The sequence below is a fragment of the Reichenbachiella carrageenanivorans genome, from assembly GCF_025639805.1.
GTDB classification, from domain to species: domain Bacteria; phylum Bacteroidota; class Bacteroidia; order Cytophagales; family Cyclobacteriaceae; genus Reichenbachiella; species Reichenbachiella carrageenanivorans.
In genome coordinates this window covers 2,807,160-2,822,456 of record NZ_CP106735.1, presented here as the reverse complement: position 1 = coordinate 2,822,456, position 15,297 = coordinate 2,807,160, and the positions used below count along the sequence as shown (strand labels likewise).

General features: G+C 43.2%; 12 protein-coding genes. 4 read left to right on the top strand and 8 right to left on the bottom strand.

The window, feature by feature from the left end; translation table 11 throughout:
* Window positions 1-338: 338 nt before the first annotated feature.
* A complete protein-coding gene (locus N7E81_RS11155) occupies window positions 339-1,250 on the bottom strand; it encodes a Ppx/GppA phosphatase family protein (RefSeq protein WP_263049670.1) in 912 nt (303 codons plus the stop codon).
* Between the two features lie 260 nt (window positions 1,251-1,510).
* On the opposite strand from N7E81_RS11155, the gene N7E81_RS11150 reads away from it, so the two are divergent.
* Window positions 1,511-3,067 carry an acyl-CoA carboxylase subunit beta gene (locus N7E81_RS11150; RefSeq protein WP_263049669.1) on the top strand — a complete coding sequence of 519 codons (1,557 nt, stop codon included), beginning with the start codon at window positions 1,511-1,513 and terminating at the stop codon, window positions 3,065-3,067.
* A gap of 3 nt (window positions 3,068-3,070) precedes the next feature.
* Window positions 3,071-4,141, top strand: coding sequence for a M42 family metallopeptidase (locus N7E81_RS11145; protein WP_263049668.1), 1,071 nt, complete (start codon window positions 3,071-3,073; stop codon window positions 4,139-4,141).
* Window positions 4,142-4,356: 215 nt separating this feature from the next.
* Here N7E81_RS11145 and N7E81_RS11140 read toward each other — a convergent pair whose 3' ends face one another.
* The 5 genes from N7E81_RS11140 to N7E81_RS11120 form a co-directional block, all read right to left on the bottom strand.
* Window positions 4,357-6,117 (bottom strand): hypothetical protein, encoded by a 1,761-nt coding sequence (locus tag N7E81_RS11140; protein ID WP_263049667.1) that lies wholly within the window; start codon window positions 6,115-6,117, stop codon window positions 4,357-4,359.
* A gap of 85 nt (window positions 6,118-6,202) precedes the next feature.
* Window positions 6,203-7,747 carry a T9SS type A sorting domain-containing protein gene (locus tag N7E81_RS11135; protein WP_263049666.1) on the bottom strand — a complete coding sequence of 515 codons (1,545 nt, stop codon included), beginning with the start codon at window positions 7,745-7,747 and terminating at the stop codon, window positions 6,203-6,205.
* Between the two features lie 111 nt (window positions 7,748-7,858).
* Complete coding sequence (locus tag N7E81_RS11130; protein WP_263049665.1) at window positions 7,859-8,518, bottom strand: SCO family protein; 660 nt, start codon at window positions 8,516-8,518, stop codon at window positions 7,859-7,861.
* Window positions 8,515-9,138, bottom strand: a complete 624-nt coding sequence (locus N7E81_RS11125) for a toxin-antitoxin system YwqK family antitoxin (RefSeq protein WP_263049664.1) — start codon at window positions 9,136-9,138, stop codon at window positions 8,515-8,517. Before N7E81_RS11125 ends, N7E81_RS11130 begins: the two co-directional genes overlap by 4 nt.
* Before the next feature lies 1 nt (window position 9,139).
* Window positions 9,140-10,318, bottom strand: coding sequence for a YHYH protein (locus N7E81_RS11120; protein WP_263049663.1), 1,179 nt, complete (start codon window positions 10,316-10,318; stop codon window positions 9,140-9,142).
* 370 nt (window positions 10,319-10,688) lie between these two features.
* Here N7E81_RS11120 and N7E81_RS11115 point away from each other — a divergent pair, with 370 nt between their 5' ends.
* A complete protein-coding gene (locus N7E81_RS11115; RefSeq protein WP_263053076.1) occupies window positions 10,689-12,020 on the top strand; it encodes a GntP family permease in 1,332 nt (443 codons plus the stop codon).
* Between the two features lie 197 nt (window positions 12,021-12,217).
* Here N7E81_RS11115 and N7E81_RS11110 read toward each other — a convergent pair whose 3' ends face one another.
* Together N7E81_RS11110 and N7E81_RS11105 are read right to left on the bottom strand one after the other, a co-directional pair.
* Entirely contained in the window at window positions 12,218-13,465 is a 1,248-nt protein-coding gene (locus N7E81_RS11110; protein ID WP_263049662.1) for a DEAD/DEAH box helicase, read from the bottom strand.
* 128 nt (window positions 13,466-13,593) lie between these two features.
* Window positions 13,594-14,190 (bottom strand): hypothetical protein, encoded by a 597-nt coding sequence (locus tag N7E81_RS11105; RefSeq protein WP_263049661.1) that lies wholly within the window; start codon window positions 14,188-14,190, stop codon window positions 13,594-13,596.
* A gap of 162 nt (window positions 14,191-14,352) precedes the next feature.
* Here N7E81_RS11105 and N7E81_RS11100 point away from each other — a divergent pair, with 162 nt between their 5' ends.
* A complete protein-coding gene (locus tag N7E81_RS11100; RefSeq protein ID WP_263049660.1) occupies window positions 14,353-15,267 on the top strand; it encodes an ATP-grasp domain-containing protein in 915 nt (304 codons plus the stop codon).
* The last annotated feature ends 30 nt before the right edge of the window (window positions 15,268-15,297 follow it).

Sequence of the window (15,297 nt, the reverse complement as noted above, 5' to 3'; positions counted from 1 at the left end):
TGGGAAGTTAATTCCTGTTTTTCGGCTGGCTACCATGAGGCACTAACAAAATAATACAAATCAAACACACAACAACTTTAGCACTTCTTCTTGACGGAGAAGTGCTTTTTTTATACCCAAAAAAATAGATTGAGAGGAGACTAAGTTTCGCACTAAAGATCACTCCGTATCTGGGAGACATCTGAATATACATTCAGTTTAACTAATATTGACTACCACCATTAAAGCCATGGAGGCTCATCCTTTTTCTTGATAAAAAGGATAGTTTTTAAATTGGACATCAATTATCGATATAGTAATCCCCAACTTCACAGACTACCTTCCTCACTAAGGATCGGCTACCTTACAGGCAAACCGTGATACAGCAGACCTTCTTTCAAGGCAAATGGAGAGACTTTTATCTGGTCAAACCCACACCCATCCATGATTACCTTGATTGCCACCGAAGCAGATACAATCATTTCTACTCGCATGGGGATCATGCCAGGGATCTGTAGTCGCTGTTCTTTATTTTTGCTAATCAGCTCTTCGTATATCTCCTCAAAATAATCTTGATACAGAATGGGGCGCTGCATAGGCAAGGCATCTGGCCGCCTCGCATGAATATCCCACAAGGTATCGAATGAGCCTGAAGACCCCACCAGATAAGCCGCCTCATACTGCTTGCACATGGCCATCACTTCCGTTAGATTTTCTTGAAGAAAGGACGCCAGCCTATTTTTTTCGTCGAGAGAAATAGGGTCAGTATGGTGAAACTGATCGATCAAGCGTTGCCCTCCTAGCTCATAGCTTTTAAGCCACTTCACTTCGTCCTTGTTGGCCAAGATAAACTCGATGCTTCCTCCTCCTATATCCATGATCAGCCCCGTCTCTTCGCCAAAATCTATGTATTGGCTTACACCTTGGTGAATGAGAGAGGCTTCTTCTTCGCCAGACAACACACATATCTCCAAGCCTACTTTTTCTTTTACTAAGTCTACAAATAGTTGTTGATTACTGGCATTTCGCACCGCACTAGTGGCCGACACAAACACTTCGTCTACCACCTCATTTTGCATTTTTTGTTTAAAATCCAAGAGCGTTACTATCGCACGTTGCATCGCATCAGGCTGTATGATGTTGTTGCTGATCCCTCCTTTGCCTAGCCTCACAGCTACTTTCTCTTTATGAAGGATTTTCATGTCGCGTGCTCGATCTGCAATGAGCAAATGAAAAGTGTTGGTACCGATGTCTATTATTCCTACTCTCATGCCAAATTTTAAAATTCCGCTAATTTATGAATAAATATGACAACCCAAATTACTCCCCAAACCCTAGACAATACAAACACATTTTAATCACCCAATATATGACAAATGCCCCAAGGGTTGTTTTGAATAATGGTAGATATTTCGAGCACCTCTACCTTTGAGAACCCTTAAAACGCTGGCACTTTAAATGTGCACTGAATTTCTAGGGTCTTATTTGAGCAAGTCCCTATATTTGAGTAGAACAATTAACCCAAGTCGAAATGAATTTCAAATCATCAGAAGAAAAAATCCAGCAACTCAAAAAACTCAATCAAGAAGCCCTTTTGGGTGGTGGAGAAAAGCGCATCGAATCTCAACATAAGAAAGGAAAGCTTACCGCCAGAGAACGAATAGCCCTACTTATAGATGAAGGTACTTTTGAGGAAATCGGCAAGTTCGTGACGCATCGAGCGACAGACTTTGGACTAGACAAACAAAAAATTTTGGGAGACGGAGTAGTGACTGGTTATGGGCAAATCAGCGGACGGCTGGTCTATGTATTCAGTCAAGATTTTACGGTATGGGGCGGATCACTATCTGAGACCTACGCAGAAAAAATTGTGAAAATAATGGATCTAGCCATGCAAAATGGCGCTCCTATCATCGGCCTCAACGACTCTGGCGGAGCCAGAATTCAAGAAGGCGTAGTCTCTCTTGGTGGCTATGCCGATATCTTCTACAGAAATACGCTGGCCTCTGGCGTAGTACCTCAGCTATCTGCCATCATGGGACCTTGTGCCGGAGGCGCTGTCTACTCCCCTGCCATCACCGATTTTATCATGATGGTAGAAAACACCTCATACATGTTTGTGACGGGGCCAAACGTAGTAAAAACCGTGACCCAAGAAGACGTAACTGCCGAAGAACTGGGCGGTGCCAGCACACATAGCACCAAGAGCGGGGTTACACACTTCTCCTGTGCCAATGAGGTAGAATGCATACAAAACCTAAAAAGACTGCTGAGTTTTATCCCTCAAAATTGTGAAGAGACGCCTGCCAAACTCCCCTACGAAATGGGCGACGAGGTACGCAAGCAGCTAGACGAGATCGTACCGACCAACCCCAACCAGCCCTACGACATGAAGGAGGTGATCGAAAACATTGTGGATGGTGGGGATTTCTTCGAAGTGCATAAAAACTATGCGGAAAATATTATTGTGGGATTTGCCAGACTCGGTGGTCGTAGCATCGGCATCGTGGCCAATCAGCCCGCAAGTATGGCTGGCGTATTGGACAATGACGCCAGCGTTAAAGGCGCTCGTTTTGTGCGATTTTGTGATTGCTTCAACATCCCACTACTCGTACTCGAAGATGTGCCAGGCTTCTTGCCAGGCACCGATCAGGAGTGGAATGCCATCATTATGAATGGTGCCAAGCTGCTCTACGCCTTCAGCGAGGCTACTGTCCCTAGGATTACAGTCATTACGCGAAAAGCGTATGGAGGAGCCTATGACGTAATGAACTCCAAGCACATCGGAGCAGATATGAACTACGCCTGGCCTACTGCCGAAATAGCAGTAATGGGTGCCAAAGGTGCAGCCGAGATCATTTTCAAAAATGAGATCTCAGCTGCCAGTGACCCGCAAGCCAAACTAGACGAAAAAGTAGACGAGTACACTGAAAAATTTGCCAATCCATACATCGCCGCTGCGCGTGGATTCGTAGACGAAGTGATCCTCCCGCACAACACACGAACCAAACTACTGGCTGCCTTCAACATGCTAGAAAACAAAGTAGGCCACATGCCCAGAAAAAAACACGGAAATATCCCATTGTAAGACATGAATAAAAAAAGCGAGAAATTTTTATACGAATACCTGAACAACGCCTCTCCGACGGGATTTGAATCATCAGGACAAAAAATATGGTTGGACTATGTGAAGCCATATACCGACGAATACATTACAGACACCTACGGCTCGGTAGCCGCTGTCATCAACCCTAAAGCGGCGTACAAAGTAGTGATCGAAGCCCATGCGGATGAGATCTCTTGGTTTGTCAATTATATAGACGACAATGGCTATATCTATGTCGTACGAAATGGCGGTTCCGATCACCAGATTGCCCCATCCAAGCGCGTCAATATATTTACCGAAAAGGGGATCGTAAAAGGAGTCTTTGGCTGGCCTGCCATCCATGTGCGCAAAGACAACAATGAGAAAGCGCCAGCGATGGACAACATCTTTATCGATGTGGGCTGCGAATCCAAGAAGGAAGCGGAAGAACTGGGCGTGAAAGTAGGCTGTGTGATCACTTTCGACGACGAACTGATGGACTTGAATAAAAAGTTCGTATGTGGGCGTGCGTTGGACAACCGCATTGGCGGATTTATGATCGCCGAAGTAGCCCGAAAGCTACAAGAAAACAAAGTGAAGCTCCCTTTTGGACTGTATATCGTGAATGCGGTACAGGAAGAAATAGGGCTACGAGGTGCTGAAATGATGGCGGCTCGGATCAAGCCCAATGTGGCAGTAGTCACCGATGTGTGTCACGATACACACTCACCGATGTACGACAAGAAGATCAGCGGAGATCAAAAAGCGGGCAAAGGGCCTGTATTGACTTTTGGGCCAGCGGTACAAAACAACTTGATTGCGGACATTATCCAAACGGCGGAAAAAAACAAAATTCCCTACCAGCGTGCTGCGGCTTCGCGCGTAACGGGTACAGATACCGATGCTTTTGCTTACTCAAATGAGGGTGTGGCGTCGGCGCTGATCTCTCTACCACTGAAGTATATGCACACGACGGTAGAAACCGCTCACTACGACGACATCAATCATGTGATCGAGCTGATCTACCAATATCTGGTACAACTCAAGGATGGACATGATTATAGATATATCAAGTAATGCGCCGAGCATCTAAGTTTAACCTGCATACTTTGGGTTAAAAGCTTAATCTGTGGTTGGCTTGGGTGCTTTGTCCTCAACCCGAACAGGCTCTTTCTTTTTTTTCATTGCCAAAAAAGGAAGCAAAAAAGCTTGAAATTTTATTTTCAAAACAAAATAGAAAAGGCTGTCTCAATAAAGAGACAGCCTTTCGTTTTTTACCAATGTACTGAGGATTATTCCCCGTCGTAGATAGACACGAAATTCACATCAAAACCATCAGGAGTTTTAGAATAATCATCCGTGATTTTGATCCACTGGATTTGCTCACCAGCCAAAGCCTCCAGGCTGAATTCGTTGTTGGCAATAGAAGCCAATCCTACCTGTACCCAGTTTGCGTTATTCTCCAACCCATTGCTGTAGTATCGAGGGGTCTCGCCTACCAATACATGTACCGTCGCTTTCTCTCCGTATGCAGCAAACGCGCTTGCAAGCGTCTCGTACTGAGCTTTTCTGTTCCAAGAAGTTTCAACCACTTGAAGCGTGGTATGATCCGTCACAGTAACTGCCTCTGGAAATCTCATCAGCACATATCCGCCATTCTTTCCTAAAGAAACAAATTTGGTCGCATTTTTCTTGTGGTCGATCAAATCTGCATTGGCAGAGTTTCGTCTAGATTCCTTAGATACATTGTAATTGTCTTCAGAAAGGTCTTCTAGGTCGTATTGATCTACTCCCATACCCGGTCTGTATAGTTTGATCTCGGCATATTGATGATTGGCATTCATGCCCCTGTACCATTGGCTGTAGTACTCACCATTAATTTCTCTAGAATTCACCCCTTCAGGGTTTTCAGAATTCAGATCAAAAGATTGGGTAGATGCCATATCTCCCCAGAAGTGTACAGACTTTTTATCTTTAAACAAATCGTTGGCAGATGCATCATTGATAGAGAAAGATACCTTTTGGATCAAATCACCCTTTAGGTTCCAAAGGTTCAGATAGTTTCTCTTATGATGAGAGGTCAATACATAATTGTCACCTGTCAAGGCGGCGCCAGTTACTCTTTCCGTTTTGTTTTTATGAAACTTAGAACCTGATCCTCCAAACACTTTGCTGGCGTTAAAAGAGATCACGTGGTTGTCCCAATCCCAATTTAAGTCTAGAGCGATCGCAGTGTTTCCTTGCCATTGAGAAAAAGAAAGTAATCTCTGCTGCTCAAATCCGTCAGTTTCGTCACTGTTTTGTGTAAACAAGATATCACCTCCAAGAAATTTCACTTTCTTAGGATTGAAAGCAGTTAAATCTTCAAAATACTCTTCGCCATCCTCGGTAGACTCCACATAATTTTCGCCTGAGAATGTAAAAGGCACTGCATGCACCCAAACGGCTCCACACTCGCCTAAGTGAGCATTGGCAGATTGACAAAGTGAAGGATCTGTGTCATTCCAAATGTCACCACCTTCATTTACAAAAGAAGGGTCTACTTTGCCATTTCCATTGTCGGCTACCACTTTGAAAAATCCTGATTTTCCTGCGATAAAAAGATAGCCTTCTTGATCCACATCTACTTGTGTGATTTGTCCAGTAAATACCTTGTTGTTGTAATGCTCATCATAGTGCATACCGTCAGGGTTGTAGTTGTAAAGCCCAAGCTCTCTTACAGCTCCGGAGTTTACATTCACTAAAAAAATCTTGCTGATAGATGCGACCACTACAGTCAGCCATTCGTTGTCTGGAGACATGGTCATATGTCCTCCATTTGGGATGGCTACGTCCGTTTCTAATCTGGTAAGAACGGCTGTTTCGCCTAGTCCTTGAAAATCATAGTCCAATTCATAAATTCTAGATTCGTTACTCACTGAATTCAATAAAAACACTCTTTCATTGAAAGGCATTCTTTTTAATGTGGATTCTAAAATTTCAGTTTCATCAGTTTGCTCTGCACAACTGAAGACAAATACGCTTAAAATTATAAGCACTAACCAATTTTTCATTGTTTTACTGTTTTGAGATATTTATTAAGGTTTTTTTTTAAATTGTTTTTTTCTTATAAAAACATGCGAATCTATCAAAACAGACTTACTCTTTTATAATTTTTCGACGAATGACCCTTCCCGTCCTATTAATTATTTGAACCAAATATACTCCAACTGGCCACGTGGATATATCTACAATAACCTCATCGTATCGCGTCTGCATCGACGGATAGATTTGACGACCCTTGAGGTCATAAAAAACGATAGATTCAAAATCACTTGCGGGTGATATAAAAACGCAATCATTTGACGGATTGGGGAAAAATGTAAGGTCTAACGTAAGATCGTTACTATAAAAATCCCGATCTGAAAGGAACGAAATCATAGGTAGACCAGTCTGTTGCATTGCACCATTCGAATGACCAAGTGTAGAGAAATCAATCGCAGGATTTTCATGATCAACTACAAGGACTTCGGCTTGTTCTAGCTGGTCATCACTACTGGATGAAAATTGTACTTTAAGAATATTACTTATTGAGATACTAACATTAAAATCTATGTAGTTTTCAGCATTTTCGGTAAACGAAGACCATGAGATGGTTTTAGTATATATCGACACGTCATTGTCAAACACCTCTATGGTGAGGTCGCTACCCAAGCCCACATTGATCTCTCCTAGCACCATATAAATCCCGCGGATTTTTGTTGGCTCGTCTAAATCAATCGCAACTTCCACGGTATTGGATAACGAAATGTTTTCGGTCGAAAGCAGCGTATCGAAAGTATTGAAAACACTAGATTTGTAGACGTCATGAAAGTACGCTCCTGATACTTCTCCCCTATTCGTTGGGTCAAGAAAACTCTGCAACCCGTTTGATACTTCCGTAGCGGCATAAGCCAAATCGAATCGATAAAAATAATCGGATACCGTGCCATCGGAAGATTCGGTACTGCCTGTCAACCCACCCAAATAGTTTTCGCTCTGGTCTATCAAACCAGCACCCGAAGCCCCAACCGAAGTGCCCCCCCATGTCCAGTTTGGCACTTTCCAAAATCCATTAGAAATGGTTTCAAGTTCAGGTTTATAACCTGAAGGAAATGAAAAACTAGATACTTCAATGGAGGTACGCTTCAAGGCGAATTGCTGGGTATTGATGTCGCTGTAATGATAGGTGGTTCCAAAAGCTGGTTTAGAAACTTGAGTGTCCCAGCCCAAATAATATGGCGAAACATGTGCGGGTATAATCTCAGACAACTCATATAAAACATAATCCTGCTGATAATCAATGGATAAAATATCTACGCCAAATGAAGTGGACCATCTTGCTCCTTTAAAATCTTCGCTCACCAAAGGGGGATGTCCTCCGAAAGTCAATGAAATCGAATGAATCTGGGAGGTATCTGGGATACAGTGCGCTGAGGACAGGATATAATTGGCCTGAAAATCGCCGGTAGTATTCATCAATACACCCGAGCATACGACCGATTCATTGATCACGATTTGGCAAGAAGCATTTCTTAAATGACGCAACTGTCCCAAGAGCTTCTCCGACTGGTCTGGCTGCCCTTCACAAATCTGAAAGGAAGACAACGACAGCCCCACTAGCAGCAAAAATCTTAAGAAAAATCTGTTTGAATATATTCTCATCGGCCTGACGGCAAAGAAAGGATAATTGACTGGATTTAGTGCTTGCTTAAGTTAGTTTAAATATAGCCCTTATACACACTGACAGCAAGATAACGACAGGTCACAACCGCACTACACTTCCTTCTTGAGCGTATATATATCCTCTATTAGTCTTTTCATTTCTAAGGGCAGGGTGCCGTTGTAAACCCCACGGATGCGTCTTTGGGTATCTATTAGAATAATGTTTTCGGTATGGAGGAAGTCCTCTTCTACTGTCACAGTCTTACCGAAACCTTCGTCGGCAAAGTAGGCCTCGCGAGCCATATGATAGAGGTCTTTTTTGTCGCCCGTCACCAGTTGCCATTGCTGGCTGTCGATGTCATTTAGGCTGGCATACTCGGCCAACCGACCGACCGAATCCACCCAAGGCATGACGGTATGCGATAGGATTTTCACCTCTTGATCTGAGGCAAACTCAGCCTGTATCTTTTTCAGGTTTTTGGTCATGCGAGGACACACATTCGGGCAAATGGTGAAGAAAAAATTGGTCACATAGATTTTCCCATCAAAATACTCATTGCTCAGTGTGTCTCCAACTTGATTGACAAAGGCAAAGTCCTCTACCTGATGAATGGTCTTATATCTCGGATCGTCTACAGTTATCCACTCTGGGGTAAATGTGGCTTCGCTATAGTATGGCAAGACCAGTTCGTCGTTCATTCGCTTTTTTTGAGGTTGGCTACAGCCCAATATGGTCAAAACCATGGCACAAGCCCACATATGATTTTTCATTGTATCGTTCCTTTGTAGGGATCTATGTCCCCAGTTTCACTGTCTATTTTGGCACACCTTTTCAAACCAAGCATACCGTATCTACGTCCATTTTCCCTTACCACGTAATTGGAACGCAGCTTACCATCTGGTCGCCAGTACTTCTGAGCGCCCAACTCGTGCCCCTTTACGTAGTTCATTTCTAGTTTGGGTTCACCCGATTCGTACCATTCCTTATGCGTGCCTTCACCTAGGCCATCCACAAACTGATATTGAAACTTGAGGCCACCATCTTCAAAATACCCCAAATGCTCTCCGTGTTTTTCACCCTTATGATAAGGACGCTGGCTATACACCTCCCCACTGGGGTAATAAGTTATATAATCTCCCTCTAGTTTCCCGTCATAATATCCCTTCTTGGATTTGAGTCTAGCGTCTGGATAATAAGAAATCAGATATCCTGTATAGCGCACACTATCCAGATAGGTATAGCCATCTACCGATCTAGATAGCCGCACATCGTCTTCGAATAGCTCCTCATCAGTAATCACGTAAGCCAATCTGGCTTGTGATTGATCGTAAGAAGACCAATCACAAGCCCAAAGGCCTAAAGCCACTATCAGTAACCAACAGTATCTCATTTTATTTAGACACGGTGCCTGCTGTACCATAAAAACCATCTTCGTTGATCCATGGATAATCCACAGTAATGTGATAGTGATAGATCCCATTTGGAAAATCATCAGTCGCGCCAAAGTGACCGTGATAATCATCCAGAATTCCGCCATCATCCTTGGAAAACACCTCAACCCCATTTTCATGTGTGCCATACACTGGAAAACCATCCAATAAGAACCCAATGAAAGCTTCATTGTCGGCTCCCGTTCTGTGTTGAGTCAACCAGACAGGCTCTGTATGGTAGTGATAGGTAGTACCCGCTGGGTGCCCTTCGTACTGGTCGAATGTATTTAGTTCTTCAAAAATATCGTCGTCGCCAGCTGCATTTTGATTGAACAGTGCTACGCTATTGATGGTAACACCCATCGGTCCCATAGGGGTAGCAGCATGTGAAGAAGCTTCTGCGGGATATCTTGGCAATTTGAAGACTAGATTTTGCTCACCTATCGATCCAGGGTTCTTTTTGAAATCTTGATTATTAGGCTCGCTATAATCCTCGTATAACGGATCATTCGCGCTATAATACATGCTTTTGTGATCTGGCAAATCTTTAGATGTAATCGTCACCCATGTGTCGTCGAAGGTTACGGTCACCCCATCGGAGTGGTAGAATTTACTCGCCAATATACTGATGTCAGCAACCGTAGAAGTAGGGTTTTCCTCTTCTTCCTCTTCTTCGTCGCCATCATTGTCCATGACTTTGGCTGTAGCACTAGCAATTTCGATGGTACCGAGACTGGCTGCACTCAATGTCAGTGTGATAGTCTCTTCACCTTCCTCAATCGAATCATCCAAGACTTCAAGCTCTACTGTGGTACTAGATGCTCCATCAGCAATGCTCACTGTTTCGATAAATTCACTACTAAAATCATCAGCGGTGGCTGTACCCGAAAAAGTAGCCGTAGCAGATAGTGTAGTTCCCGTTTCGTTAATCACAGACTTTTCACTATCGTCTACCAAGGTAATATCGAATTTCACAGACTTCCCTCCTTCGGCTCCATCTTGTGAGGCTACTGCTTGCACGAAAATATTGAGCTCACTCAAAAGTGTTTCGTCTATTGGCTCCTCTTCGGTGCACCGCACAAAAATCACGGTGACAAGAGAAAACAGCAATGCTGTTAGTATTTTATTCCTTCCTTTCATTGTCGTTTTTTTATTGATAATTAATTTCCAAAAGCCTTTTTAGGACTCCTTTGCTATACAACGAGTAGATCTCGTTTTCCCCTACTGATATATTTGACCTGCTTCTTTGAAATAATTAGCAGGGTACGATCCATGCTAGATTTAGCAACTTTAGTTCATGATAATAGTAGTGAGTGTATCGGGAGTAGGAAGGTTCACTGTTGGGGTATTACTAGCTACAAAGCTAAATATTCCTTTTCAAAATTGGCAAAACCAAAGCAGAAGTGAGCGAGCCTGCTCTGCGCTCAAAGAAACGCACCAGTTACACTTCCATCCGTCTATCGTCAGGTCTCTAAGCAATCAACCCTTGAGCAAAACATACTGAGTGGATATGATAGATGTACAGCTCATATTATCAGTCCTTGGCGGAATAGGTGTTCTACTTATTCTCATTCTATACTTCCAAATCCAAGCCTTTTTAGCCTTGTTGATCGCCAGTATTTCAGTAGGACTCATAGCAGGCATGGCCCCCAGCACTATCATGGATGCCATGAAAACAGGCATGGGCAATACCCTCGGGTTTGTGGCTACTGTAGTTGGGCTAGGTGCTATATTCGGTGCCATCTTGGAACACTCAGGAGCAGCTGGAGCTTTGGCTAATTTCTTTCTAGATAAAATGGGAGAGAAAAAAGCACCCTGGGCCATGACCCTCACGGGTTTTGTGGTAGCCATACCTGTATTCTTCGATGTAGCCTTTATCATTTTGGTACCTTTGATCTACTCTCTACAGCGTCGCTCTGGTCAATCTTTGTTTCTATTTGCTATTCCGTTATTGGCAGGGCTGGCAGCTACACATAGCTTCATTCCGCCTACACCAGGCCCTGTTGCGGTAGCAGACATCTTGGGGGCAGATTTGGGCTTAGTCATTCTGTTTGGATTTATCGTAGGCATACCTGCTGTGATCGTCAGTGGGCCTATGCTGGCCAAACGACTGGCAAAAATCACTTTTATCGCTGCTCCGCCACTCGACGAAGAGCCTAAAGAAACAAGCAAAAATCCTAACCTTGCCATCGTACTGGCTATTATCGCTACCCCTATTCTTTTAATTGTATTAAATACCATTTCTAAAACCTGGCTAAAGGTCGGGGTACTCATAAATTGGCTAGCATTTTTTGGACACCCGTTCATGGCGCTCATCATTGCTAATTTGCTCGCTTGGTATTTTATGGGGATCAAAAAGGGATTTTCTAAAGAACAATTATTGAAAATGAGTACCCAATCGCTCGCACCTGCAGGTATCATTATTTTGCTCACTGGTGCTGGCGGCGTGTTCAAACAGATACTGATGGATACTGGCGCAGGCCAAATGCTCGCAAATGCCTTTGCCGACAATCTATCCTCCCCTTTTATCTTTGCTTTTGTGATGGCGGCGCTCATGCGTGTAGTACAAGGTTCGGCCACTGTAGCTATGATCACCTCGGCAGGCATGACCTCCGCGCTGATCGCCTCGGCAAATTTGTCTGCTGCACAACTGTCCTTGCTCGTCATCGCCATTGCTTCTGGAGCTACTGTCCTGTCTCACGTCAATGACAGCGGATTTTGGCTCATCAATCGCTACCTAGGTTTGACTGTAAAGCAAACCTTCAAATCATGGACACTCATGACCACTTTACTTGGTCTTTCTAGTTTTGTCATCACCCTTATACTCGCCTATTTTGTATAACCCTCTTGATTTCTTAACAAGGAATTAATAGATAAGTACAATTAATTATTGATTTGTTTCTATATTTGTCTTTCAATAATTCAACAGCTATGAAAGATTTATCAACTAAAGACATGGTTTATATGGCCATGATAGCAGCAATGTCCCTGTTTTATTATCTACACGGATCAGTAAGTTTGATGCTACTCAAATAGAGATTAGCGCTTCTTATTCTTTTTATTTTTCTTCTTAGGTTTGTGCGGATTGGCCTCAGCTTCATTGATCAACTGTTTCCAATTGTCGTTTGTATCTGCGGTAAGATCCAAGGTATCCTGATAGGTATTCCACTCGATGTCCATGATTTTCACAGGCGTGTGGGTATATTTTTCAATTTCGATCAACATTGGTTTTTCTTCTGGACTGCAAAAACTAATGGCTTGCCCCTTTTGTTTGCCACGTCCCGTACGGCCTACTCTATGCACATAGTTTTCAGGTTCGTCTGGGAGGTCATAGTTGACCACAAAATCCACATTAGGAATATCTATCCCTCTGGCGCTCACATCTGTGGCTATTAATATTTTATTTCTCCCTGCCCTAAAAGCGCTCATCACTCTGTTTCGTTCATCCTGATCCTTGTCTCCATGGATGGTTTGAGCATCCACTTTGACTCTCGTCATAGCAGCCAATACTCGCTCGGCTCTAACTTTGGTTCTTACAAAAACAAGAATTTTTTGCTCTGGGTTTTCACCAATGAGCCTTTCCAAGAAAAAACGCTTATCGTCCATTTTGATGAAAGCTACCGCATGATCTACATTTTTAGACACGGGGTCTTTAGGCGAGACCTGAATACGGATAGGCTTATGCACGAGTGAATAAGCTACTTTTTTGATCTTATCGTCTATCGTAGCGGAGAAAAAAAGTGTCTGCCGGCGCTTAGGTAAGAATTTCACCAAATCTTGAATGTCTTTGATAAACCCAAGATTGAGCATGTGATCGGCCTCATCTAGCACCACCGTTTCCACCTGATCGAGCAGGATAAACCCCTGACTTACCAAGTCGAACATTCTACCTGGCGTTGTCACGATCACATCTACACCCTTCGCTAATTTGGCGATTTGTGGATCTTGCTCTACCCCCCCAAAAATACTCATTACACGTACTTTGGTGTTTTTAGCCAATTCTTCAAAAGCTCGCGTGATCTGGATGGCCAGCTCACGTGTAGGCACCATCACTACACAGCGAATAGAATCACCTCTCCCATGTTTTTTGGAACGCTGCAATCGATCGATCACTGGAATGGCAAAAGCAGCGGTCTTGCCTGTACCTGTCTGAGCAATGGCTAATACATCCTCTCCCTTGAGAATGGCAGGGATAGATTTGAACTGAATGTCGGTAGGCCGCTTGAATCCCTGCGTTTCAAGGTTTCGCTTTAGTTCTGGACTGATGTGGTAATCTTCGTATTTCATCGAGGCAAAGGTAGACTAGTATAGCGAACTATCTACATTTTCAGTTTTATACTGTATACACGCCATAAACAGAAAGCCCTTACTCGACAACCAAGTAAGGGCTTTCTCATTTTTATTTTTTTAAGCCATCAAATTTTGATTCTGTGCTCTTGTAGCGTGTTTAGTGCCGTTTGCAACTCTCTTTTGAGTTTGGTTTGATTTTCTCTTGCTTTTTCTTGATGTGTAGCATATTCTTCTTCCACTTTAGCTAGCAATCTTCGAGCTTCTTTAGTGGTACTGTTGTTGCGCAAATACAACAGGTACAGACTCACTATCCCTATAGCCAAAGCAGCTATAATCAACCACACCAAGGTATTGTAACCAGATTTACTCATCTGAATACCAATAAACTCTATGGAATCATTGCGCTCTTCGCTCGCCGCAAGATTGGATTGCGTTTCCGCCAATTGCTTATTGATAGCAACCAGCTCCCCTTTCAAAGACTTCACTTCAGCTCTAGCTGAAGCTATTTTGCCTTCTTTTACCTTGATCGTATCAGCCACTACAGTCCAAAATTCTTTTAACCTTGGTTTCTTTATCAATTTGTAATCTTGCCAAGAAGAAGTCTCGGTTTCATAAAACTGATCGAATTGAGCTTGGATATTGCCCTGCGCTTGTGCGGCAATAGCTAGAGTTAAAAATAGGCCTAGAGAAAGTAAAGTTTTATTCAAAGTAGATAGCTGCATGATGCTGATTATTACAATTGTGTTGTTCTTAAAAATGCAAAAATATGGATATTTTATCTCCTAATATTCCAATGCTTCTTTATAACTAACAAAATTCCATAATATTTTACTACTGGCGATCTCTGAGCATGTATTTTTACTAGTTTTCCGCAAAAAAACAACATGCTCACTTACGATATAGTACTACTTACCGATGCTCGGTTTACCAATGAAGTAGCCATCGACGATTATGCAAAAAATGTACTTTTGGAAGATCAGCTACTCATCAATGCGCTTACTCACATAGGACTCAAAGCACACAAAACCCACTGGAACAATGAGCAGTTTGACTGGACAAGCACACAATGCGCTATGATTCGCACTACATGGGATATTTATGACGATGGGATGTTTGATCAATTCGAAGCGTGGCTGGATCGAATCAAAGACCAGACCCAACTCATCAATACTTATGAAACCATCCGCTGGAATATAGACAAGCGCTACCTCAAAGATTTGAAAACACGAGGCATCAAAATTCCTCCTACAATTTTCATCCCTCAGGGCGAAAGCAAAAACCTTCACGAAATAGTACAAGCATCCGGATGGGAGCAATCGATCCTAAAACCAGCTATCTCTGGTGGTGGGCGACACACTTACAAACTCGACAACAATCAGCTCAATGCTATAGCCAATACTTTTTCTACGCTTATCCAAGAAGAATCTATGCTTCTACAAGAGTTTCAACATCATGTAGTTGATAAAGGAGAGCTCACACTCATGGTCTTCGGGGGCAAATATTCTCACGCTGTGCTAAAAAAAGCCAAAGTAGGAGACTTTAGAGTACAAGACGATTTTGGCGGCACCGTGCATACCTATGAGCCCACTGCCGCTGAGATTGCGTTTGCAGAGCGCGTAGTAGCAGCGTGCGATCCTGTGCCTACACAAGCTCGTGTAGATTTTATCTGGGGCAACGATGGCGATCTTTGCGTCTCCGAACTAGAACTGATCGAACCAGAGCTTTGGTTCAGAAACGAAAAAGGTGCTGCAGAGCAACTGGCAACTCTGATCTGGGAGAGGTACTTCAAAAAAAGCTAGCAGAAATACACTCTGCCAGCCTTCATCTAT

What these genes read in the sequence shown, in the direction of transcription:
- N7E81_RS11130 (WP_263049665.1), bottom strand. Translation starts at nt 8,518, where the DNA reads ATGAAAAATCATATGTGGGCTTGTGCCATGGTTTTGACCATATTGGGC.
- N7E81_RS11155 (WP_263049670.1), bottom strand. Translation starts at nt 1,250, where the DNA reads ATGAGAGTAGGAATAATAGACATCGGTACCAACACTTTTCATTTGCTC.
- N7E81_RS11100 (WP_263049660.1), top strand. Translation starts at nt 14,353, where the DNA reads ATGCTCACTTACGATATAGTACTACTTACCGATGCTCGGTTTACCAAT.
- N7E81_RS11145 (WP_263049668.1), top strand. Translation starts at nt 3,071, where the DNA reads ATGAATAAAAAAAGCGAGAAATTTTTATACGAATACCTGAACAACGCC.
- N7E81_RS11150 (WP_263049669.1), top strand. Translation starts at nt 1,511, where the DNA reads ATGAATTTCAAATCATCAGAAGAAAAAATCCAGCAACTCAAAAAACTC.
- N7E81_RS11125 (WP_263049664.1), bottom strand. Translation starts at nt 9,138, where the DNA reads ATGAGATACTGTTGGTTACTGATAGTGGCTTTAGGCCTTTGGGCTTGT.
- N7E81_RS11115 (WP_263053076.1), top strand. Translation starts at nt 10,689, where the DNA reads ATGATAGATGTACAGCTCATATTATCAGTCCTTGGCGGAATAGGTGTT.
- N7E81_RS11140 (WP_263049667.1), bottom strand. Translation starts at nt 6,117, where the DNA reads ATGAAAAATTGGTTAGTGCTTATAATTTTAAGCGTATTTGTCTTCAGT.
- N7E81_RS11135 (WP_263049666.1), bottom strand. Translation starts at nt 7,747, where the DNA reads ATGAGAATATATTCAAACAGATTTTTCTTAAGATTTTTGCTGCTAGTG.
- N7E81_RS11105 (WP_263049661.1), bottom strand. Translation starts at nt 14,190, where the DNA reads ATGCAGCTATCTACTTTGAATAAAACTTTACTTTCTCTAGGCCTATTT.
- N7E81_RS11110 (WP_263049662.1), bottom strand. Translation starts at nt 13,465, where the DNA reads ATGAAATACGAAGATTACCACATCAGTCCAGAACTAAAGCGAAACCTT.
- N7E81_RS11120 (WP_263049663.1), bottom strand. Translation starts at nt 10,318, where the DNA reads ATGAAAGGAAGGAATAAAATACTAACAGCATTGCTGTTTTCTCTTGTC.